The organism is Alcaligenes pakistanensis (assembly GCF_014652815.1).
GTDB classification, from domain to species: Bacteria; Pseudomonadota; Gammaproteobacteria; order Burkholderiales; family Burkholderiaceae_B; genus Alcaligenes; species Alcaligenes pakistanensis.
The window spans coordinates 133,932-155,601 of the sequence record NZ_BMZN01000001.1 but is presented as its reverse complement, the minus strand read 5'-3'; the positions used below and the strand labels follow the sequence as shown (position 1 = coordinate 155,601).

At 53.1% G+C, this 21,670-nt stretch carries 25 protein-coding genes; 13 read left to right on the top strand and 12 right to left on the bottom strand.

From position 1 onward, the window contains the following. Nucleotides 1-2 precede the first annotated feature (2 nt). Nucleotides 3-467, bottom strand: a complete 465-nt coding sequence (gene smpB, locus IE156_RS00735) for an SsrA-binding protein SmpB (RefSeq protein WP_189390588.1) — start codon at nt 465-467, stop codon at nt 3-5. A 59-nt stretch (nt 468-526) separates the two neighbouring features. Here smpB and IE156_RS00730 point away from each other — a divergent pair, with 59 nt between their 5' ends. The 5 genes from IE156_RS00730 (at nt 527) to mmsB (ending at nt 4,684) form a co-directional block, all read left to right on the top strand. Beyond that, nucleotides 527-961, top strand: coding sequence for a type II toxin-antitoxin system RatA family toxin (locus tag IE156_RS00730; protein ID WP_189390587.1), 435 nt, complete (start codon nt 527-529; stop codon nt 959-961). Continuing rightward, entirely contained in the window at nt 954-1,307 is a 354-nt protein-coding gene (locus tag IE156_RS00725) for an RnfH family protein (RefSeq protein ID WP_189390586.1), read from the top strand. The genes IE156_RS00730 and IE156_RS00725 overlap by 8 nt, the downstream gene beginning before the upstream one ends. A 149-nt stretch (nt 1,308-1,456) precedes the next feature. Beyond that, nucleotides 1,457-2,605 (top strand): acyl-CoA dehydrogenase family protein, encoded by a 1,149-nt coding sequence (locus tag IE156_RS00720; RefSeq protein ID WP_189390585.1) that lies wholly within the window; start codon nt 1,457-1,459, stop codon nt 2,603-2,605. Continuing rightward, nucleotides 2,602-3,729, top strand: a complete 1,128-nt coding sequence (locus IE156_RS00715) for an enoyl-CoA hydratase/isomerase family protein (RefSeq protein WP_189390584.1) — start codon at nt 2,602-2,604, stop codon at nt 3,727-3,729. Before IE156_RS00720 ends, IE156_RS00715 begins: the two co-directional genes overlap by 4 nt. A gap of 58 nt (nt 3,730-3,787) precedes the next feature. Next, a complete protein-coding gene (mmsB, locus tag IE156_RS00710) occupies nt 3,788-4,684 on the top strand; it encodes a 3-hydroxyisobutyrate dehydrogenase (protein ID WP_189390583.1) in 897 nt (298 codons plus the stop codon). Here mmsB and ygfZ read toward each other — a convergent pair. Next, the gene (gene ygfZ / locus IE156_RS00705) at nt 4,659-5,621 is read right to left on the bottom strand and encodes a CAF17-like 4Fe-4S cluster assembly/insertion protein YgfZ (RefSeq protein WP_189390582.1); all 963 of its coding nucleotides are present in this window, start codon (nt 5,619-5,621) and stop codon (nt 4,659-4,661) included. The two genes, mmsB and ygfZ, sit on opposite strands and share 26 nt — an antisense overlap. 165 nt (nt 5,622-5,786) lie before the next feature. Here ygfZ and mltG point away from each other — a divergent pair, with 165 nt between their 5' ends. Continuing rightward, on the top strand, nt 5,787-6,794 hold the full coding sequence (mltG, locus tag IE156_RS00700; protein WP_189390581.1) for an endolytic transglycosylase MltG: 1,008 nt from the start codon (nt 5,787-5,789) through the stop codon (nt 6,792-6,794). Nucleotides 6,795-6,867: 73 nt separating this feature from the next. On the opposite strand, the gene IE156_RS00695 is transcribed toward mltG, so the two are convergent. Beyond that, entirely contained in the window at nt 6,868-7,677 is an 810-nt protein-coding gene (locus tag IE156_RS00695; RefSeq protein WP_189390580.1) for a deoxynucleotide monophosphate kinase family protein, read from the bottom strand. A 136-nt stretch (nt 7,678-7,813) separates the two neighbouring features. Here IE156_RS00695 and holB point away from each other — a divergent pair, with 136 nt between their 5' ends. From holB to IE156_RS00680, 3 genes are all read left to right on the top strand, one after another. Further along, nucleotides 7,814-8,863, top strand: coding sequence for a DNA polymerase III subunit delta' (holB, locus tag IE156_RS00690; protein ID WP_189390579.1), 1,050 nt, complete (start codon nt 7,814-7,816; stop codon nt 8,861-8,863). A gap of 17 nt (nt 8,864-8,880) precedes the next feature. Beyond that, on the top strand, nt 8,881-9,651 hold the full coding sequence (locus tag IE156_RS00685) for a TatD family hydrolase (RefSeq protein ID WP_189390578.1): 771 nt from the start codon (nt 8,881-8,883) through the stop codon (nt 9,649-9,651). 380 nt (nt 9,652-10,031) lie between these two features. Continuing rightward, on the top strand, nt 10,032-10,907 hold the full coding sequence (locus tag IE156_RS00680) for an ankyrin repeat domain-containing protein (protein ID WP_229840812.1): 876 nt from the start codon (nt 10,032-10,034) through the stop codon (nt 10,905-10,907). A gap of 111 nt (nt 10,908-11,018) precedes the next feature. Here the strand turns inward: IE156_RS00680 and IE156_RS00675 are convergent, their stop codons facing one another. The 3 genes from IE156_RS00675 to IE156_RS00665 are packed head-to-tail and all read right to left on the bottom strand — an operon-like array spanning nt 11,019 to nt 13,404. Further along, entirely contained in the window at nt 11,019-11,858 is an 840-nt protein-coding gene (locus IE156_RS00675) for a DUF2789 family protein (protein WP_189390577.1), read from the bottom strand. Between the two features lie 40 nt (nt 11,859-11,898). After that, complete coding sequence (locus tag IE156_RS00670) at nt 11,899-12,693, bottom strand: RsiV family protein (RefSeq protein ID WP_189390576.1); 795 nt, start codon at nt 12,691-12,693, stop codon at nt 11,899-11,901. A 12-nt stretch (nt 12,694-12,705) separates the two neighbouring features. Further along, on the bottom strand, nt 12,706-13,404 hold the full coding sequence (locus IE156_RS00665) for a glutathione S-transferase N-terminal domain-containing protein (RefSeq protein ID WP_189390575.1): 699 nt from the start codon (nt 13,402-13,404) through the stop codon (nt 12,706-12,708). A gap of 122 nt (nt 13,405-13,526) precedes the next feature. On the opposite strand from IE156_RS00665, the gene arsC reads away from it, so the two are divergent. Continuing rightward, nucleotides 13,527-13,871 carry an arsenate reductase (glutaredoxin) gene (gene arsC, locus IE156_RS00660; RefSeq protein ID WP_189390574.1) on the top strand — a complete coding sequence of 115 codons (345 nt, stop codon included), beginning with the start codon at nt 13,527-13,529 and terminating at the stop codon, nt 13,869-13,871. 31 nt (nt 13,872-13,902) lie between these two features. Here arsC and IE156_RS00655 read toward each other — a convergent pair whose 3' ends face one another. Genes IE156_RS00655 through IE156_RS00645 form a run of 3 tightly spaced genes read right to left on the bottom strand, consistent with a single transcriptional unit; the run spans nt 13,903 to nt 15,659 of the window. After that, on the bottom strand, nt 13,903-14,475 hold the full coding sequence (locus IE156_RS00655; RefSeq protein ID WP_189390573.1) for a YceI family protein: 573 nt from the start codon (nt 14,473-14,475) through the stop codon (nt 13,903-13,905). A gap of 54 nt (nt 14,476-14,529) precedes the next feature. Beyond that, a complete protein-coding gene (locus IE156_RS00650; RefSeq protein ID WP_189390572.1) occupies nt 14,530-15,093 on the bottom strand; it encodes a YceI family protein in 564 nt (187 codons plus the stop codon). Then, a complete protein-coding gene (locus tag IE156_RS00645) occupies nt 15,090-15,659 on the bottom strand; it encodes a cytochrome b (RefSeq protein WP_189390571.1) in 570 nt (189 codons plus the stop codon). Before IE156_RS00645 ends, IE156_RS00650 begins: the two co-directional genes overlap by 4 nt. 218 nt (nt 15,660-15,877) lie before the next feature. Between IE156_RS00645 and IE156_RS00640 the strand changes: the two genes are divergently transcribed. Then, the gene (locus IE156_RS00640; RefSeq protein ID WP_189390570.1) at nt 15,878-16,462 is read left to right on the top strand and encodes an SEN1982 family lipoprotein; all 585 of its coding nucleotides are present in this window, start codon (nt 15,878-15,880) and stop codon (nt 16,460-16,462) included. A gap of 10 nt (nt 16,463-16,472) precedes the next feature. On the opposite strand, the gene IE156_RS00635 is transcribed toward IE156_RS00640, so the two are convergent. After that, nucleotides 16,473-16,838, bottom strand: coding sequence for an SH3 domain-containing protein (locus IE156_RS00635; RefSeq protein WP_189390569.1), 366 nt, complete (start codon nt 16,836-16,838; stop codon nt 16,473-16,475). A gap of 187 nt (nt 16,839-17,025) precedes the next feature. Here IE156_RS00635 and IE156_RS00630 point away from each other — a divergent pair, with 187 nt between their 5' ends. Together IE156_RS00630 and IE156_RS00625 are read left to right on the top strand one after the other, a co-directional pair. Then, nucleotides 17,026-18,150, top strand: coding sequence for a site-specific integrase (locus tag IE156_RS00630; RefSeq protein WP_189390568.1), 1,125 nt, complete (start codon nt 17,026-17,028; stop codon nt 18,148-18,150). Between the two features lie 73 nt (nt 18,151-18,223). Next, nucleotides 18,224-18,685, top strand: a complete 462-nt coding sequence (locus IE156_RS00625) for a GNAT family N-acetyltransferase (RefSeq protein ID WP_229840809.1) — start codon at nt 18,224-18,226, stop codon at nt 18,683-18,685. 154 nt (nt 18,686-18,839) lie between these two features. On the opposite strand, the gene IE156_RS00620 is transcribed toward IE156_RS00625, so the two are convergent. Then, nucleotides 18,840-20,951, bottom strand: a complete 2,112-nt coding sequence (locus tag IE156_RS00620; protein WP_189390567.1) for a hypothetical protein — start codon at nt 20,949-20,951, stop codon at nt 18,840-18,842. Between the two features lie 11 nt (nt 20,952-20,962). Then, nucleotides 20,963-21,403 carry an aegerolysin family protein gene (locus tag IE156_RS00615; protein WP_189390566.1) on the bottom strand — a complete coding sequence of 147 codons (441 nt, stop codon included), beginning with the start codon at nt 21,401-21,403 and terminating at the stop codon, nt 20,963-20,965. Nucleotides 21,404-21,670 lie beyond the last annotated feature (267 nt).

Here is a 21,670-nt window from a genome sequence, read left to right as displayed (position 1 = left end):
TTTTATTCATTGGTCTTACGGCGGGTGTCGTGTTTCATCAAGCGTTCTTGTTCGCGCTTCCAGTCTTTGTCGCGGGAAACATCACGTTTATCGTGCATTTTTTTACCGCGCCCCAGACCGAAGTCCAGCTTGATACGACCTTTTTTGTAATGGAGGTTCAGGGGAACCAGGGTGTAGCCACGTTGTTCAACCTTGCCGATCAGCTTGCTGATTTCCTCGGCTTTGAGCAGCAGCTTACGGGTACGGGTGGCATCGGGCCGGATATGGGTAGAGGCGGTCGGCAAAGCGCTGACGTGCATCCCTATAATAAACAGCTCGCCGTCGCGTACGATGACAAAGCTTTCTTTGAGCTGAACATGCCCAGCTCGGATCGCCTTGACCTCCCAGCCCTCCAGGACCAGACCGGCCTCAAAGCGCTCTTCGATAAAATACTCGTGGGTAGCCTTGCGATTATCAACAATACTCATGAATTAATTGCCAACCATAGATTGTAAAATCAGAACATTCTATCTATTAACCAGACCTGATGCATACAGTAAAACGCTCCGTCCTCCTTCCCTATAGCTGCGAACAGATGTTTAACCTGGTTGCAGAGGTAGAAAAGTACCCTGAATTTATGCCGTGGTGCGGTGGTGCCAGCGTCAGCCAGCGCGACGAAAAGGGGATGGAAGCTTCCGTCACCATCAGTATTGCAGGCATTCGCCAGACCTTCACCACACGTAACGAACACGATTATCCCAATCGCATCATTTTACGCCTGGTCAAAGGGCCGTTCTCGGCCTTGACGGGTGATTGGCAGTTTACTCCTCTGGGTGAAGATGGCTGCAAAATCGTGTTCACCATGGAATACGAGTTTTCCAGTCGCGCCCTGGAAATGGTGGTGGGACCTATTTTCAATCGTGTTGCCAACAGTTTTATCGACTCTTTCACGCGTCGCGCCCAAGAGGTTTACGGTGACTGAGCTATCCGTCACCGTGTTGGTGGCTACCCAGGCCCAAGTCTGGAAAGCTGCTTTACGTTTACCTGTTGGTAGCTGTGTGCGGGACGCTCTGCTGCAGGCCGGTATTGCTGAAGGTTTGCGTGAATGTGGCCTGCCGCCTCTGGACGCAGAGCAGGGCCTGGATGCCTTGCTCGTGGGTGTTTATGGTCAGCGCTGCCAGCTAGACCAGTTGCTACAGGATCAGGATCGGGTCGAGGTCTACCGCGAGCTGGTTTTTGATCCCATGGATTCGCGCCGACGCCGCTACGCCCATAAGCTGGCCGCTCGTGCCACCGCCCGACCCCGTCGCAAACCCGCCAGCGCTTAGCCGCTGCATGGCGGATCATTGAGTCGCTACTTTCAGCTAGACTGTCGCCTCCTGCCTTGCTCCTTCCCCTATGAAAAGGCTGATTGTCATCAGCATGACAACTAAAGGGGGCGGCTCGCATTATGGTGGGTAAAAATAAGGAGACAGACATGATACTGACGGACGATCAGAACGCTTTTGCGCAAGCCGCTCGTGAATTTGCAGAAGGGGAGCTGGCACCCCATGCAGCGCGCTGGGACGAAGAACAGATTTTCCCGATTGAGGCCTTCCGTAAAGCGGGTGAGTTAGGGTTTTGCGGGCTGTACGCCCCGGAGTCCATCGGTGGTTTGGGTTTGGGCCGCCTGGAGTCCAGTCTGGTATTTGAGGAAATGGCCGAGGTAGACCCATCGACCACTGCTTTCCTGACTATCCATAATATGGTCACCTGGATGGTGGGTACCTGGGGTTCGGAAGAGGTCAAATCCCAATGGGGCGAGCTGCTGAGCAGTGGCCAGAAATTAGGGTCCTATTGCCTGACAGAGCCGGGTGCTGGTTCAGACGCCGCTTCGCTGCGTACGCGCGCTGAACGCGATGGTGACGATTACCTGATCAGTGGCAGCAAAGCCTTTATCTCCGGTGCCGGTGATACCGATCTGTTGGTAGTTATGGCTCGTACCGGTGGCGATGGCCCTAAAGGCATTTCCGCCTTTGCGGTACCTGCCGATGCGGCAGGCATTACCTACGGCCGTAAAGAACTGAAAATGGGCTGGAATAGCCAGTCCACCCGTGGCATCACTTTTGAGCGCGTACGTGTGCCCGCTTCGGCCATGCTGGGGCAAGAAGGTGAGGGCTTCAAGCTGGCCATGAAGGGCCTGGATGGTGGGCGTATCAATATTGCCTGCTGTTCGGTGGGGGCTGCCCAAGGGGCTTACGAAGCCGCCCGTCAATACATGAATGAGCGCCGCCAGTTCGGTAAAAATCTGGATCAATTCCAGGCTCTGCAATTCAAACTGGCCGATATTCTGACCAGCGTGGTCGCTGCCCGTCAGATGGTGCGTCTGGCTGCCTCCCATCTGGATGCAGGCAGTAGCCAGGCCAGCACCTACTGCGCCATGGCCAAGCGCTTGGCAACCGATCTGGGCTTTCAGGCCTGCGTCGATGCGCAACAGCTCTTTGGCGGTTATGGTTACTTGAAGGATTATCCTGTGGAGCGACTGGTGCGCGATACTCGGGTGCACCAAATTCTGGAAGGCACCAACGAGATCATGCGTGTCATCATCGCACGACAAATCATTGATCTTGGAGCTGATATTCGATGACGGATTCTGTTTTGTTTGATCGCCTGCCTGCCCAGAACGGGAAGGCGATTGGTGTAGCGACCTTGAACCGCCCGCAGGCACTTAATGGCCTTAATCTGGAAATGTGCCAGTTACTGTTCAAGAAGTTCCAGGAGTGGGCACAGGATGGCAGTATTGCCATAGTGGTCTTGCGTGGAGCGGGTGATAAGGCGCTATGTGCCGGGGGCGATCTGCATTCCTTGTACGCGTCCATGCAAAAGAACCAGGAGGGTCCGGCGTGGAATAACGAGTACGCTCGCGAATTCTTCGATGTGGAATACCGCCTGGACTATCTGATTCATACCTTTCCCAAGCCTATTCTGTGTTGGGGCGACGGGATTGTGATGGGCGGTGGCGTGGGCCTGTTCAACGGAGCCAGCCATCGCGTGGTGACGGACACGACACGCTTTGCCATGCCCGAAATCTCCATCGGTTTGTTCCCGGATGTGGGCGGTACCTGGATGCTCTCGCATCTGCCTGCAGGCCTTGGCCACTTCCTGGCTCTGAGCGGTGCGCAGATCAATGCGTCCGACTGCCTGTTTCTGGGTCTGGCGGATGCTTATCTACCCCGAGCGCAGTACGATGCCTTGCTGCAGACCTTGCAAGCCACCCATTGGCCTGATGAACGTGCTGCGCGTGATAGCAGCGTGCATCAGGCGCTACGTACCTTGGCAAACGGTGCCCGTCCCGATAGCGGCCCTTTAGAGCAGAACTACAGCACCTTGCGCGATATTTGTGCCAGCCGTGAGTTTGATCGCATCACCCAGGCCTTACAGCAATGGCAAGACAGCGCCGATCCCTGGTTGTCTCGTGCTGCACAGACTTTTGCAAAAGGCGCTCCTGGATCGGCTCGCCTGTCCTTTGAGCTGCTGGAGCGGGTTCACCACCTGTCTTTAGCGGATGTATTCCGTCTGGAATACATTGTGTCGCTGCAATGTGGTGTTCAGGGCGACTTCCAGGAGGGTATCCGTGCACTCTTGATTGATAAAGATAAACAGCCGCGCTGGAATCCAGCGTCGCTGGGACAGGCGGATGCCCGCTGGGTGGAACGCTTTTTTATTCCTGCCTGGCCTGCAGATATGACTCATCCCTTGGCTGACCTGTAAAGCAGGCAGACCGCTGCGGCGCCCGAAGGCGCCGTTTTCATAATTACGAGGAGACAAAATGAGTAACACGATTGCATTTATCGGGCTGGGCCATATGGGCAAACCCATGGCGCTCAATCTGCTCAAGGCCGGTCATAGCCTGAGAGTCTTTGACTTGAATGCGGATGCCATGAAAGAGCTGCAGGAGGCGGGCGCGCAAGTGGGCGAGTCGGCCGTACAGATCGCCAAAGAGGCACAGATGGTCTTTACCATGCTGCCTGCTGGCCGCCACGTACGCCAGGTTTACGAAGGCGAGAACGGCTTGTTGCAGGCAGTGGCACCGGGTACGGTGTTGGTCGATTGCAGCACCATTGATGCGCAAACCAGCCAGGATCTGGCTGCAAAGGCTGCCAAGCTGGGGCTGATCATGCTGGATGCGCCCGTATCCGGTGGCACAGGCGGTGCGATTGCCGGCACGCTGACCTTCATGGTGGGAGGCGAGGATCAGGCGCTGGATAAGGCACGTCCTTATCTGGAGGCCATGGGCAAGAATATTTTCCATGCCGGCAAAGCCGGTGCTGGTCAGGTTGCCAAGATTTGCAACAATATGCTCTTGGGGATTTTGATGGCGGGTACGGCTGAGGCGCTGGCTTTAGGGGTAGCCCATGGCCTGGACCCTGCTGTGCTGTCGACCATTATGGCGCGCAGCTCCGGTCGTAACTGGGCTACCGAGTTGTACAACCCCTGGCCTGGGGTGATGCCAGATGTGCCGGCCTCGCGTGATTACCAAGGTGGATTTGCGACCGGTCTGATGCTGAAAGACCTGGGGCTAGCTGCCGATGCGGCTGTTAGCCAAAATAGTGCGACGCCTTTAGGCGAACTGGCTCGTAACCTGTTCGCCTTGCACGCCGCACAAGGTCAGAATGCAGGGCTGGATTTCTCCAGTATCCTCAATTTGTATCGTCAGAAGAGCTAAGTTCTGGCAGGGCATAGGGCAGGGGCAGCAGTTCCAGCGCCTGTCCTTGCTCTAGCTGAAACTGTCCTTGTGCCAGATCGGCCAGTACCACTTCCATCAAGACATAGCAGCGTTGCTGCTCGGTCTGCCAAGCCAGGTTGATAATGCGGGCGGCGGCGACAAGCTCTGCACTTGCATCCGTGCTTGAGCGCAAAAATACATCGGAACCTTCCTGTACCTGTGGCGCTGTGTCCAGCACCGCTGTACGGGCGGTCATCATGCGTCGCTTGATGGTGCCCCGGTAGTGGCTGCGAGCCACCACTTCCTGGCCGGGGTAACAGCCTTTCTTGAAGTTGATTCCGTCGATTAAATCCAGGTTTAAAGTCTGGGGGATGAACAGGTCTTGGGTGGCAGCACCAATCCATGGCAGACCCGCCAGAATATCTGCGCTTTCCCAGCGTCCTTCAGAGGCTTGAACGCTTGCATCTTGTTGGGCTGCAATGCGCCAGTGGCGGCTTAAACCGTCCAGCTCGCCCGGAGCCTGGATCAAGGTATCGGCGCCATCGCGGTGCAGGGTCCAGACGGCTTGGGTAGGGGACTGGTCAGCCACTCCGTAAACGAGCAGCTCAGACAGGCTGATCGTCACTTTGCTGCGCAGCACAAACATGCGCAGGCGTTTGATCAGGGCCTCACTGAGGTCACGGCGTACCAGGGCAAAGACCGTCTCATTCTGTTCACGCCAGAGCACCATCGTGGCCAAGCTGCGGCCCTTGGCGGTGCAGTAGGCCGCGATACATGCGCGGTCGGCGGCCAAGTGCTCCAGATCATTGCTGACTTGGGCATGGAGGAAAGAAACGGCATCGGCTCCCTGAAACTGGAGGACGCACAAATCAGGCAGGGTGAACGAGAGGGGAGCAGGTATTCCGGTCATGGCTGAGCGAAAAATAAATTTAAACATCAATGATACCGTGTGTGAGGCCGGTTCAAGGGGCATATCCCCGCTGGGATCAGGGCATGTCCAGGACAGATAGATCGCGCTATCAGGAGGGGCCTGAGTTTCTGTGTTTGACTGTGACACATATTCAGGAATAAGCCGCCTCATTCTGTTTACAATAATGCTCGCATGAAAAAAACTGTCAAAATCTTCTCTGCCCTGTTGGGCCTTTTGGTGGTCGCTGCCTGTGCCGGAGCAGGTGGCGCCTGGTATTGGGCTAAGAAACAGCCCGTCAGCATGAATGCTGAACGCATCGACTATGTGGTCCCTGCCGGATCAGGTCCACGCGCGATTGCACGCAGCATGCAGCAGGCCGGAATTGATATCCAGGAAGACGCCTTTGTCTGGATGGCGCGCGTCTCGGGTCTGGATACCTCTTTGCAGGCAGGCGCTTATGAGGCCGTACGCGGTGATACGCCCTGGATGGTGATGGAGCGTATGTCCAGCGGCAATATGCTGCAAACCCGCCTGACCATCCCCGAGGGCTGGACCTACCAACGTATCCGCGACACGCTGGCGGCTAACCCGCAAGTGCGCCAGACGCTGACTGAAGTCAGCGATGCTGATCTGCTAAAACGTTTGGGCGTGGACTCTGGGCATCCCGAAGGTTTGTTCTACCCGGATACCTATGTTTTCGTGCCGGGAACAGCGGATATCGATATCATGCGTCGTGGCTTTCAGGCGCAGCAGGAGCTGCTGGAGCAGCTTTGGGCGGACCGGGACCCCGATCTGCCCCTGAAGACCCCCTATGAGGCCTTGATCATGGCCTCTATCGTGGAACGTGAAACAGGTCATAGCCAGGACCGTACGCGTGTGGCGGGGGTATTCATGAATCGTTTGCGAGTGGGTATGCCCTTACAGACAGATCCGACCGTCATTTATGGCATGGGCTCGGCCTACGATGGCCGTATCCGCAAGCGGGATTTAACGACTGATACGCCTTGGAATACCTACACGCGCAATGGTTTGCCCCCGACGCCGATTGCCAGCCCTGGCAAAGCGTCTTTGCTGGCAACCCTGCATCCGGAAAAGCACGGTTTCTACTATTTTGTGTCGCGTGGTGATGGAACCAGCGAGTTTTCAGCGAATCTGGCGGCACATAACCGGGCCGTTGCCAAATATATTCTGAAGCGCTAAATAGATCAGGCCCCAATGGGGCCTGATTACTTTTCGGGGGCGATGCTGTGTACGCCCTTTGGGTGAACAGGTTTTATGGGGCCAAATGGTGCCGTTGCTTGAAACCGGTCCATACAGCCTTAACGTTGCTTTCCAAGGCTTCCAGACCCGCGTCATTGAGAATCAGCTGATCCTGGGGGGCGCGGACGACGCCCCATTCAGAGGAGTGCTGGCTGATCACGGGGTTGCCTGGTCGCTCTATATGCCAAATCTCCCCGCCATGTTGGCGAATAAAGTCGGCTTCGTTCTCGTAGCGGATGTCCTTAATCAGCAGACAACGGGCCTGGCTCATATCCGGCAAGTGGTGGCTGGGCAGATTGAAGGGGATTTCCTGACGACGTTGCTCGTAATCCGGGTACTCAGCCAGAACTTGGCGGCGCAGGTGCTCTGCCGCTTGACGGGGACTTAGCCCCCAGAAGGCATCGATCTGATCGGCACGGGTATCCTTCAAGTGCTCTGGTGGCATGCCATAAATCGGTGCTAAGGCCAGCGCCCAGATGGAATGAGCGTGGCTGTCTGCAGAAAGCGGTAAGCCTGGGCCAAACTCCAGCACATGCTGGGCGCGACGCAGCCAGTGGTCAGGGTCACGCTGGCGCATCCAGTCTGTTCCCAATAATTGAAAGCATTGGCGTGGGGAGCGGTTCCAGCGCTCAATAGGAACTTCTTTCAGACTGTCATCAGTCCAGGCCTGGGCGGGGCTCAAGCCAAACAGCACCTCGCAACCCATTTTGACGGGATCAGCCAATGCATAGGCGGCCAGTAAGGGGCTTTGTCCCAGCAGCAGATTGGCCACGGTGTCTTTACCTGAACGCGCTTTGGCGGCCAGCCCGATAAATAAGCTCACTTCATTATCCTTGGTAGTGGAGCAGGCATTTTACCGGTTCATATTACAATGTGCGCTGACCTGTTGAAGCTGGGGCCGAAGTCTTGCTTCCGCTTGCTGAATCAGGCCTTATGACACGCAACTTTGAGGCAATACGGTGTCTGATAGTTTGACTTTTCTACCCTGGCAAATCGAGACGGCCCAAGCCTGGCTAGGTACGCGGGAGCGTTTTGCCCATGCCTGGCTGATTCATGGTCTGCCGGGCATCGGCAAGACGCAGTTCGCTCGTGCCGCGGCGGCCAGCTTGTTGTGCGACCAACCCGTGCAAGGGCTGGCTTGCGGGCAATGCCAGGCCTGTCAGTGGGTGCGGGGGGGTAATCACCCGGACTTGCGCCTGTTGCGCCCAGATGCTGTGGCTTTGGAAGAGCAGGGACCCGATACCCAAGAGGGCGATTTAGCCAAAGATGCGGCTGCACGCAAGAATCCATCGCGGGAAATCCGGGTAGAACAATTGCGTCAGCTACAACACTGGTTCAATACGGCAACCCATAGAGGCGGCTGGCGAGTGGCGGTCTTGTACCCCGCTCAAGCCTTGAATCTGGTATCGGCTAACGCTTTGCTAAAGGTATTGGAGGAGCCGGCCGAGCGTACCGTGTTCCTGCTGGTTGCCGACGCACCAGACCGCTTGTTACCTACGCTGGTATCGCGTTGTCGACGTTTGCCTTTACCGGCGCCTGATGCTCAACAATCGACCCAATGGCTGGAGCAACAAGGTCTGGGGCAGGCTGCGGATTGGTTGGCGGCCTGGGGTGGGGCTCCCTTGAAAGCACTAAGTGCCAGTCAGCAAATGAGCGCTCCGTGCCCCGAATGGCTGAGTGCCTGGATGGATGGGGTTTTGAAGGCGGGCCGCGAAGCGGATCTGTCCTTGGCCGATACCTTGGAAAAACTGCCTGCCCAGGAGTGGATAGATTACTGGCAGCGCCTGTTTGTAGATATCCAGCTGGGTAGTTTTGGGCAAAGTGCGCGTTACTATCCTTCCCTGCAAAAACGTATTGATGCCTTGGCGGTTCAATCGAACCCTACTGCGGTGGCGGAAGCCTTGAAATGGCTGGTTCAGCAAAGAGCCCTGGGCAATCATCCGCTCAATGCTAAATTATTTATTCATCATGCCCTGGATAGACTGCACCAGGCATGTCGTCGTGTTTAAAAAAGTACCGTCTAATCATGTTTGTTGATTCGCATTGCCATCTTAATTTCCCCGAACTTGCCAAGAATCTGGACGACATCCTGGATAAGATGCGTCAGAACCAGGTGGGCTGTGCGCTGGTCGTCAGCGTGGATATGGATGACTGGCCCGGTTTGATGGAGCTGGTCCGTCCCCACTCGCACTTGTTTGCCTCGGTAGGCGTGCATCCGGATTACGAGAAAGTGACGGAGCCCACCGTCGAGGAGCTGCTCAAGCATGCTCAAGATCCTAAAGTGGTGGCAATTGGTGAGACCGGCCTGGATTATTACCGGCTGCAAGAACCTCTAGACTGGCAGCGCGAGCGCTTTCGCACCCATATCCGGGCCAGCCGCGAGTCGGGTCTGCCCTTGATCATTCATACTCGTTCGGCCAGTGCGGACACGATTGCTATCATGCGCGAAGAGCAGGCACAGATTGCCGGGGGCGTGATGCACTGTTTTACTGAAACCTGGGAAGTGGCACAGGCAGCGATGGAGCTGAACTTCTACATTTCCTTCTCCGGCATTGTGACCTTCAAGAGCGCGACTCAGCTGCAAGAAGTGGCACAGCGGGTGCCTTTGGATCGTCTCTTGATCGAGACAGATTCGCCTTTTCTAGCCCCTGTGCCTTATCGTGGCAAGATGAACAATCCTTCCTTGGTCATCCACGTAGCAGAGAAGATTGCGGAGCTAAGAGGCATCTCTGTAAAAGAAGTGGAAGAGGCAAGCACGGAAAATTTCTTCAAATTATTCAGTAAGATACGAGCTTAACTTAATCTTATTTATAGGCTTTATTGAGTGATTTAAGCGACACTGAAGCTGTTCCAGGGAAACGTTTTGGCGATACTCTTTGCTTAATGTGGTTTGTTAGAAATTTAATGTAGCTTATTGATTTTAATGGTGAAAATTTATTCTTGATGGTTTTTTGTCGCGCTTGCTGTTGCCTTTTGCTGTCGAATACCTCGAGTGAAATATAAATTTTCTCTTAATAATCAATATATTAAAGTTGACTGTTAATGTGGTTTAGAGATAAATGCCGGGTTGCCTGGTGTTGATACGATATGTCTAGGCAAACATCGTCAAGCGCCATCTGGAATTAAGAAAGCACTTTATAAAAAGGATTTACTATGATGATTTTTAAAAGAAAAATGATGAATAAAACCATCCTTTCTATGGTGCTTCCTTTAACTTTCGTCTTGGCAACCCCGGTATCAGCGCAGGAACCGGAGTTCGAGAGCCGGAACTGGTATTTGGCCCTGGAAAACGACAGGCCCAACATCATCGAGCAAGAGTTCATCCGGGGGGCGAACCCCAACGCGGTCGACGCCAAGGGCAATCCTTCGTTGATGTTGGCCATTCGTAATCAGTCTTGGAAAGTGGTTAATGCCTTGCTGGCCAATCGACGGACCGATGTGAATATCGAGAATGAGTCTCGTGAAACTCCCATGATGTATCTGGCGTTGATGGGGGAGACGGCTCGCTTGCGTGAACTGCACGCCCGTGGCGGGCAGATCAACCGAGTGGGTTGGTCGCCCTTGCACTATGCCGCATCCAAGGGGCACGAGGAGACCGTACGCTACTTGTTATCCCAAAAAGCGATTGTGAATGCGCCCGCACCGGATGGGACCAGCCCCTTGATGATGGCGGCTTTGTCAGGCAAACGGGCGGTGGTTGATGTGCTGTTGGCCGCTGGCGCAGATCCCAGTATGCAAAATGCTCAAGGCTTGAGTCCGGCAGATTGGGCGCGTTCGGCCAATCATGAGCAATTAGCCAGTTATCTGGACCAAGCCGCTGCACGCAAAGCCGCTTCTGTGCCTGCGGCCGCAGGCAGCTACTCGGGTAACACGGTTCAAACTTATGGTGTGCCAGAGCGCCTGGAACAGCCTGATCTGAATCGGGTACAAACGGTGACCGTCGAACCTACGCCCAGTCCAGCACCGGAAAGCTCGGCTTCTACCCCGGCTTCTTCCGGTAGTTCCAGCCGCTATTTTGATCTGGATCGCTTTGATAAGCCTGCTCAGCCCTGATGTGGGCAGGATGGAAAAAGGAGCCTTTAGGGCTCCTTTTTTGTTTGCGTAAGGGGAGGTATTTTGGGGCTACCCCTAAAACCTCCACTCTTTAGCCCATTCGATCCAGGCTTAGTTGGATTTTTCCTGAGTCCTGACCATATGAGAGGCATGTACAAAGGTCTGGAAGCCTTGCAGGTAGGTCGTCAGCATCTTCTGAATATTCTCATCCTGCAGCTTGCCTTGCTCATCAAAGGAGTTCTGTGCGCGGGAAACCAGCAAAGAGCCACCGCTATAGAGCGAGACACCCAGCATCTTCAGAATGGGCAACCAGGCGGCCTGGGATGACACGGTACCGAAACCGCCCATAGAGGCACCAATCAGGCCCGTAATACGCCCCGAGAAGATTGCCTTCGAGTCTGTGCGCGAGAGCCAGTCAATACTGTTTTTGAACACACCTGGGACACCGTTGTTGTACTCCGGTGTGACTAGCAATAAGGCGTCGGCATTCAGGATTTTTTCCTTCAGAGCCAGAACGGCTGCTGGGATACCTTCTTTACTTTCAAGATCGCCGTCATATAGAGGAATACCGTGCAGGGTTGCCACCTCAATGGCCATACCTTGGGGGGCCAAGGTTTGGGCCGCCTGTGCCAAAGCCGTGTTGTATGAGGTGTGACGCAAGCTGCCGGACAAGGCCAGTACACGGCACGGAGTGGACAGGTTCACCACGCCACTGGTCTGGCGCAGAGCTTCACTTAATTGATCAATGATTTGGATCCACTCAGGTGAGTCCTGGAGTCGCTTTTCCCGGATGAACTCGGCCTGGGACTCGCTCCAGAAGGGCGCGTCGGCCAGCAGTACGTCATTGGGGAGAGGGCGGTGTTGTTCCAGAAAGCTGGCAATCGCTTCTGGCGTGTTAGGCAGGCCCAGCTGGGCAAACAGATCGTGGAAACGAAATAGGCTATCAGACATGGTGGTATAGGTGCTTGAAAGAGAAAAAAGGACCGCCGGTTTAGTTGGCAGGCAGATAATCAGGACGCAAGATACCCCGCAGTTGCGAATAGGGCAGCAGTAGTTCGGGCTGGCCCAGGGAGTAGGGGGCGACTTCATACGGGTTGTATTTAACCAGGAGGCCCTGATCGGTCAGCGCAATGTTCTCTGCAGGTTGGAAAGGCCACATACGATCCCAACCGGCGCGATCTTCACGCGCTTCGCTCAGGCTTGATACCCAATTGCTGTGAGCTTGGCGCACCAGATCCTGGAAAGGCTTGATCTTGCCGGGGGCGATAATGCGATCCAGTGACAAAGCCATTTTCAGGCGATTGTCCCAGTTAATGAACTGGGTGGCGGTAATACCGTGCGCCGCACCTGTCATGTAGATACCAGAACTTAGCTCCACCACGGTCAGGTCGCGATTGCGATAGCGGGCACGGGCGGACAGATGGACTTCGTCACGATTATTGGCGGTTGCCCAGTAGTAGTCCTCGAACTCCTTCAGGCCCCGATAGCCTGGATGACGATCAGAAATAACTGTCATATGGGCCAGGCTTTGATCTACTAGCTTGGTCAGCTCGGCATTACCCGGAAAAATCAAAGACTGGACTTCCAGGCGGGGGCATTCACCGGTGCAGCCGGGTTTGACGTGTTTGTAGTTCAAGGATTGCGTAAAGACGCCGTCTTTTTCTGTTTGATCCTGGGTTTGTGTGGGGATCAGGGAAATATTGGAGCTGGGCGTGCTGGAACACGCAGACAGAGCCATGGCGCTCAGGCCAATAAGCAGTAGCTGATAGGGGCGCTGCAAGGTCATGGGTTGATAGTCCTATCGGATAGTTTTGGAATCTTGGCCAAAAAGGATCTGGCGGGCTTTTTCGTCATGGACGGGGGAGCCGGGGTTGATCTGCTCGACCAGGGCATAGGCACGCTGGGTGGCAGGGCGCTCGCCAATACGCTGGAACCAGCGTTTCAAATGTGGGAAATCGTCCAGGTTTTGGTTTTGGCGCTCGTGGGAGACAATCCAGGGGTAGCTGGCCATATCGGCAATGGAATAGTCGCCCGCGATAAAGTCGCGCTGTTCCAGGTGCTTGTTTAGCACACCGTAGAGGCGGCCCGTTTCGCGTACATAGCGGTCAATGGCGTAGTCAATTTTGACAGGCGCATAGACGTTGAAGTGATGGTTCTGACCGGCCATTGGACCCAACCCCCCCATTTGCCAGTACAGCCACTGAAAGGTCTCAGTCCGGACTCGCAAGTCGGAGGACAGGAACTGACCGGTTTTCTCCGCCAGATACTGCAGGATAGCGCCGGACTCGAACAGGGCGATCGGCTCGCCGCCATCTTGCGGGGCCTGGTCAACAATGGCGGGAATGCGGTTATTGGGGGCGATTCGCAGAAATTCAGGTTTGAATTGATCGCCCTGGCCAATATTGATGGGGTGGATGGTGTAGGGCAGGCCGGACTCCTCCAGAAACATCGTGACTTTATGTCCGTTGGGAGTGGTCCAGTAATACAGGTCGATCATGTGTTCTCCTGGCTAAGTGAAGACGCTGGCCGGTCTGCAGCAAGCTACCCAGATGACGTATCCAGTGGCGCTGGGCTACTATTGTTCGCCTGAATACGGTTTATAGGAAGTCAAAGACTGTCATGAGCAAAATCTATCATAATCCGCGTTGCAGTACTTCGCGCAATGCCTTGGCCATGATGCGTGAAAAGGGCCTGGAGCCCGAGATCATCGAATACCTGAAAACCCCCTTGTCGCGCAGTGAGCTCAAAGCACTGATTGCAGCGACGGGTTTGACGGTACGCGAGGCCATGCGTAGTAAAGAGGCCATTTACAGCGAGTTGAATCTGGCTAATCCAGACCTAAGCGACGAGGATTTGCTGGCCGCCATCGAAGCCCATCCCATTTTGCTGAATCGCCCGATTGTGGTGACAGAAAAAGGGACGCGTCTGGCGCGTCCCTTGGAAGTGGTTCAGGAAATCCTCTAATCAGACTTTCTGACTAGCGACCACAGCGCGTTTACGGGGCAATGGCTTCCAGCGCAATACGGATAGTGACTTCGTCACCGACGTAAGGCACGTTGGCACCCATATCAAATTCGCTGCGTTTGATCTCAATCTTGCCATCGGCGCCCAGGGCAGGCTTGCCCATCATGGGGTGCTTGGGCATGGTCAAGAAAGATTCGATTGTCATGGTGACGGGCTTGGTTATGCCTTTAATGGTCAGCTCACCTTTGGCCGAAACAGGCTTGTCACCCTCGAACTGAATGTCTTTGGACACAAAAGTTGCTTCGGGGAACTGCTCGGTGTTGAAGTGATCCTTGCCCTGGATGTGTTCGTTGAACAGAGGAAAGCCGGTGCTGACCGAGCGGGTATCCACTTTCATGTCGATACTGCCCTTTTTGGCTTCCTGATCCAGGGTGACCGTACCTTGTGCCTTGTCGAAACGTTGGCTTTGCGTGCTCAGGCCCAGGTGCTTGTAGCTGAAGTGCACGAAAGTGTGGCTAGGCTCGACCTGATAGGTGACGGGAGCAGCCTGAGCGGCAAACACAAACAAGAAGCTGGCGGACAGGGCAATGACTGGCTTGATCATGGGGGGGTAATCCTTGTTAAGCGGGTAGGGAGGAGAGGGCGCTGATGCGTCTACTTACTTCGCATCAATTTTGAAGTTCACGGTGATCTCGTTGGCCACGATGTCGTAGGTGGACCAGGAGCCTTCACCGATAGAAAAGTCGCCACGCTTGATTTCAAAGGTACCGCTAAATGTCGCCTTGTCCCCTTGGGGGGCCATGGTCGCCATCACGGTGACGGGCAGTTCGCGGCCTTTGATTTGCAGCGTGCCTTCCACTTCATATTGCTGGGCGCTGACAGCGCGGAAACTCTTGGAGCTGAAAACGGCTTGGGGATGCGCGTCAATATCGAACCAGCGCACATCTTGCAGTTCGTCATCGGCTTCGTCCGAGCCGGTATCAACGCTATCCAAAGCAACTTTCAAGACCACCTTGGACTGATCCAGGGCTTCAGGGTTGAAGTTCAGCTCGCCTTCAAATTTCCGGAACTGGCCATCCAGCTTCACGCCCATTTGGGAATACTGAAAGCCGATCTCGCTATTTTGGGCATCCAGGGCTTGGTAGTTCTTGGCATTGGCCGACAGGCTGGCGCTCAGGCTCAGGGAGCCGACCAACAGGGACAGAAAGACAGATTTGCTCATGATTTGGCTTTGCCTAAGGTAAAGGTGATACGGCGTAGCAAGCCGTCACGGTCTATAAACTGATGCTTCAAGGCCGCCAGAATATGCAGGCTGACCATGGTAATCAGGGCGTAATTGAAAAAGATGTGGACTTGGACCAGTAACTCACCCAAAGGTTTATCTTTGGAGACCAGGTCAGGCAGGGGCAGCACACCAAACCAGACGGTCTGGAAGCCTTTGGCCGAACTCATCAGCCAGCCCGTCAAAGGGATGCCAATCATCAAGAAGTACAGGACTGCATGGCCGCCATGGGCCAGGGCCCGGGCCAGAGGCGACATGCCTGCGGGTAGGGCAGGAGGGCGGTTAAACAAACGCCAGAGCAGGCGCAAGATGACTAACACCAGTAAAGAAATGCCGGCCCACTTATGCCAGGAATAGACTTGCAGTTTCAGCGGGGACAAGGGCAAGGTCTTCATGGTGTAGCCTACCGTCACTAGGGCGGTCAGGGCCAAGGCCATTAGCCAGTGCAAGGTGCGCGCTACCACGGTGTAGCGTTGGCGGTCGACTGGGACAGGGGTGATGCTCATTGATAATGCCTTTCATTTACGAAGCCAGGAAACTTTAACCTGTTTGTAAGGATCGTAAAAGAGCAGATTTTGCAATGCAGTAATGCAATATTGGGGGGTATTGCCCGTTGGCTGGCTGAGCAAGGCATTTTCTTGTCTGCTTGTGACAAGGCTTTTGGTGCAGGGCGGGGGCGGGCTAAACTCGGTCTTTCAGCTCGTCAGCAAGCAAGGAAGTATCTATGTGGAAAACAGCGTTGGTCGTGGTGGTGGCAGGTTTACTGGCAGGGTGCCAGGACTCCAAACAGGCCAATGAGGACAACTTCAAGAGTGCTATCCAGGGCTATCTGGATACCCGAGATGGTTTGTGTGTAGGTGTGCCAGGACGCGTGTACCCCTATCAGGCCGAGCATGATTCGCCTTTGATGGTGCAAGATCGGGCCCGTCTGGCCGCTTTGGCCAAAGTAGGCTTGCTGCGTCAGGCAGGAACAGAAAACGCGCCGCGCTACGAGTTGGATGCCAATGCGGACACGTATTTGCGTCGTTCCGATAGCGGTCAGGCCCAGGGTGAACACGATGCCTTTTGTACGGGGCGTCTGGTGCTAGACCGTATCAGCTACTTTACGGAGCCGGCCAGTGGGGGCGGTTTTACCCTGAGCCAAGTGAGTTATATCTATCACCTGGCGGATGCCGCGGCTTGGATCAGAGACACGGCGGTACTGGACGCTTACGAGGATCTACCTGCTTTGACTGCGCAGGAAGTGCAAGGGCAGGCACGGATGATTTTGACCAGCAAGGGCTGGATTCATCAGAATCTGTACAGATAGTGCTTAAGCTTCAAGGTGTGGAGGGCAGGGGAGAGAGGTGACTGATCGGCACCCAGCCCTGTGCGCCGTCTTGGGCGCGCAGACACCAGCACCAACCATTGAGCAGTCTGTCTCCTTGCACAAGGTCCCCCTTGTCCACATTCATTTCCATGGCACTGTAGTCTTCCATGGCGCGACCCGTATGAGTTTCAGGCAGGTGCTCGATGATCTGTTCGGGCACCCATCCACCGGCATGTGTGCTGGTGGAGCAATAAATCCAGTTATCCCACTTTTCCGGGCCCTGATACCGGTCACCCACCACCAGAAGGTCTCCCTTTTCAAGGATCAAGGGGGCAGGGTATTCAGATCGGTGCGGGGCGGTAACCAGGTAATCCATTGTGATGTTGTTCCTAAGGGTGGCAAGGCCCAAGTATTGTAGACAGGCTTCCAAGGGCATAAGGCATTAAGTCCATCAAGCAGGCTTGCTTTCTGCTTTGCTTTTCCTCGTACTAAAGCAGTCCCAAGGCTTGTACTACGTACTAGTTTCCTCATAAAATGCAATTAACGGAAATGACGAGAACGCGATGAAAAAACGGTCTACAAGAGAAGAAGGGCAGTTTGACCTGCCAATTTTGGGCTCGCAGGCCGCGGACATCTCAGCCGAAGCCTTGTTTGATACTTGGCTGCAACACCAGCGTCCGCCTATGGCACCCAGTACGCAGCGGGTTTATCGAACATTGTGGCGGCGTTTCTTACAGGCTCTTCAAGATCACAAAAAACAGTACACACAGATCAAGCCTGTAGATATACGGGATTTCTTAAGCAATCTGGATGAAGTGCGCAGACCGCAGCGCGAGCGCTATCAGCAAGTGATTGCCCGCGCCTACGAAGAGCTCTGCCGCCAAGACGGTCGCTCTGAAAATCCTGCTCTGGCGCCTGCCATCAATGACCCTTTCAAGGAAAATTGGCGGCAGGCTCCTGATAACCAGGCCACTCAGTTCCTGGCTGTTGATCAATGTCTTGCCACGATCAAGGCTCTTCAAAATCGGTGGCGTGTCCTGGAGCTGGCCAGCGATATGACTATTGCGGCCCGCTGGCGTGAATATCGAGATATGACGATTGTGGCTGTGATGTTGGGCACAGGCTTGCGTCCGGTGGAGTTAGGGCAGTTGCACCCTTCAGCCATCGGCGTGGCCAGGCGCAGGACCGATCCGGTGGAATCGGAGGAAGCGGATGAGGAGCACAACACGCAATGGCGTGATGGGACTATTCTGTTGAAATTGACTGGCGCGGCCAAGCGCGAGGTCGTAGCCCCCGTTTGGTGTGAAGACATATTGCGTAGCTGGCTGACTTTCAGCGGCGCAGAGGACGCTTCAGCCTGGGTCAAGGACAGCCGCGTTTTCCCCGGCTCTCGTCAAATCAGCGCTGCCCGACCCCAGGCACAAATGAATCCGGCTACTTTGGCCCGTATTGTCAGCAAATGGGGCATCAAGCAGATGGATCTGTTGATGACGCCTCAGCGTTTGCGTAATACCTTTGGGGCGGGCTTGATCGAACGTGGCTTTTCTCTGCCCGAGATCGAGGAAATTATGGGTTATGCCCCCGGCGCAGCCAGTGCTTGGCGCCTGCAATCGTCCTGGCTGGCATGGCTGGAAGCGGAAAAGACTCCGACCAATCCCGCGATTACCGAGAATAAGCAATCAGAATGAAGGGCTAGTCACGGTTTCGTCAGGTCCGGGAGGCATAATTTCAGATCAATTTTGCTTTATTGAGGAGTTTGAAGTGACGTCGACACCTGTTTTTCGTCGTGCAGCGGCAGCGGATCTGGAAGCAATCGTAGCTATGCTGGCCGACGATATTTTGGGCCAGAAGCGGGAAAACTCCAGCCTGCCTTTGGCTCAATCCTATCTGGATGCTTTTGCGGCGATAGAAGCGGACTCTAATCAGTATCTGGCGGTTGTAGAGCTTGATGGCGCGGTGGTAGGTACCTTGCAGATCACGTATATGCCAGGCCTGTCGCATCAGGGCGCGTGGCGTGGCGAGATTGAGTCGGTACGTATTGCCGGTGCAGCTCGTGGCACGGGATTGGGGCGTTTGATGATTCAGTGGGCCATCGAGCAATGCCGTGCACGCAAGTGTCACCTTGTGCAGCTAACCTCGGATATGGCTCGTATCGATGCGCATCGGTTTTATGAGCAGTTGGGTTTCACGGCCAGCCACAAGGGTTTCAAGATGACGCTGTAGAGTTCTTTCCCCAGAATGTATCTCGGTCAAGAGTGGTCATAGAACAATAACTATAAGCACCACACTAATGGAAAAAAGCCCCCCAGGCGTGATTTACGCCTGAAGAGCCTTTCATGAGAGTCTGTTACGGGGACTGCCAGAGTTTCAGACCAGCTTATCCAAATATAGTGTTTATTTTTTCAACGGTTCCAATATAAGTGGTGCTTATTTTCCGTAAGGTATAGGGAACGGTATAAACCCAATCCTTAGACCAGGAATCGCTGCTTAATGTGCAAATGTTGAGATTGCCCAGTTCTTTTTCCAAGGCAGTAAATTGATCTTGTAGAGATTGGCTTGACGCAAGACTTCGCCCTTGGCTTTGTCCTCGCCATTGAATTCCCTTGGCAGCAGAGTATGGAATAGGTATTAACCTGACACTGTCTTTAGTCAAAATTCCTTTTTCTTTATCTGCTGTTAGCTTCATTGCCATTTCGCCGCCTTTGGTGAAAATCATTTTTTCAGGCAAGGCTTTTCGTAATAGCATCAGGGACGGCCCGAAGACATAAATATCACCATTCGTATCAATGAATGGAATCATTTTTATGAACGAGCTAAAAGCAGTCGGGTTGTTGCTTCCATAGCTGCAATAAGCAGCCTTGTAGCTCACCTCGGGATACGGTATCGGGTTAACGTTGATGATTTCGCTGCTTACTGATTGATCCCCAACGAGCAGGCCTAGGCCAAGTTCCGCGTTACGTAAGAAACCAATTTCGTTCCATGCGGTATAAATCTTTTTGGCTTCATCGCTTAACGAGTTGAATGCAATTTCTACCGCATCGTCACTCTCTACGTTATCGCTCAATACTCCCTGTGCAATTTTAAAAGAGTCGGCTACTTGAGAGGCGGAGTTAAGATGGCAGAAATCTAGTTTAATATTGCATGCGTTAAATGTATTGTAAATAGTATTCAAAGTGGACAGATCTTGCATCATGCAACGAATTTTCAAGATGTATTCCGCGACCTCTGCATCGTTGATTTCGTTCATGTATCCCATCGACATCCATGGGAAAATATCTGACCAATTTGCTATCCAGGCGCCTAGAACAGCGTAGTCTGAATTTGAGTCTAAATGGGTTGTTCTAATACCTTGCAGCGAGATGTTTCTCTTCCTCCTGGAAATGCTTCCTTCTGCTAGTACGTCTAATGAGTTTTCCTGGACTTTGGATGCCAAATTGTTCAATCCATCAATATTGTTCTTGTCTCGAACAGTTGATTTGAACTCTTCAAAAGTTAAATTCGGGTTTGTTTTTTTGGCTTCTTCATACCCGGAAGCGAGCGAAAACTCTTCAGAATCTCCTAGCTTTTTAATGGTGTCCAGTTTTTCCGTTACCTCTTCATTTTTTTCTGGTTTTAGGAAGTCAGGTATTTTTGGAGGAGGGCTTACTGAGCTTTGCATAGGAGCTTTATCCAGCAAGCTAATCCCTGAAATCTCAGCAAACGACTTGTTCGCAACAACGTCAAACCATGAATTTACCTGGCTTTCAACGCAGCCCCCACTGGCGAGAGCCCTGCAAGATACCTCAACTTCAGAACTTTGATCTTTTTGAGATCCATTATATGTTTGCGCGATGGATACGGAGCTTCCTATCCCTGAATAACTGAATTCAGCCGTTTCTCCATACTTCCAGCTATCTTCTGATTTTTTGCTCGTCATCTCCGTGGATACAGAGCCCATTCCACCCCAGATGGCTCCAACGACCAAGCCGTCTCCGTAGGATGAAATGAAGTTTTGCAGAGATTTTATCCATTCTTTCATTAGCTCGTCTTTTTCTATAGACGATCCAGTGCAGTCACGCGCAGCGATAAATTTTTCCAAAACCTTTAATGACTGGTTTTTAGGTCCAGCGCTTAAAGAGTTTAATACGTCCTCTACCGTCAAGTTGTCAAAGTCTATATATTCTATTCCCGATATCATGGAAATATTGTAGGAGACTTTTATGGACTTGTACTCCGAGGCAGTCGCATTGCTAACAGAAACGGAGACTGCTGACGTAAACTTGGCGATCCCCGAGGGGCCATAGGCTCCTGAAAAACCAATGGTTCCCTCGTTCAAGGAATCAGTATAGACATATTGGCTTTTACCACTCATACCCATTTCAATTTCTTTTTGGGTAATCATCCTGGTAATTGGATTTATCAGAACTGAAGGTTTGAAATCATTCCCAAGAACAGTAGATCCAACTGTGATTCCCAGTAATGGATTGATGGATTTAGCTTCTATGCCCATGATTTTCTCCCTTAGGACTTTTTGACAACAGTAATGAAAATATTGCCTGTTGCGCCACTTGGGCTGCCGCCACCTTTTTTAATCACCGTGTAGTTTTCTTTGTCCTTTACGGTGAGTTCATCACTGTTGGAGCCACTCCAGGGGCAATCCCAGTAATACTGGAACACTAATTTATCACCATCATATAGAGAAAATCCTCCTTCAGTTCCTGAGGAGGCGTTCTCACGGCCGCAAGAGGCAATCGTGTATGAGTCCTCATCTTTAATAATGGTTCCATTTATTTGGCTGGGACTGATTTCCTTGTCTTTATTCCCTGGCACATGAAATTTTCCCCATTTTAGATAAGCGCCATCTACTTTGAAGTTAGAGTTGACGACGAATACGGTAATTTCTATCCATTGTGCATAAGCCCGAATCGTGCTTTCTTCAGTTGTAATATCTTTATCAGTCATGGTTAAGTCCTCAGCTTGTTAATTAAGTTGCGCCTAACTACATTTTTTTGCACTTATGTGCAAGCAGAGAATAGCAGTTGAATTGTTTTAATACAAATTCAATTTAAATACAAAAATAGCTGGTTTTTGTCTTTCTTTATTATTTGCGACCTAACTTTAAATTGATATTGTGATTGTGGTGTTTGTGTATGGAATGAATTGCCTGAGTATTTCTTTATCAGTGCAGAAAATTATTTTCTGCCCCTTCAAAGCCAGAACAGCGGGGGA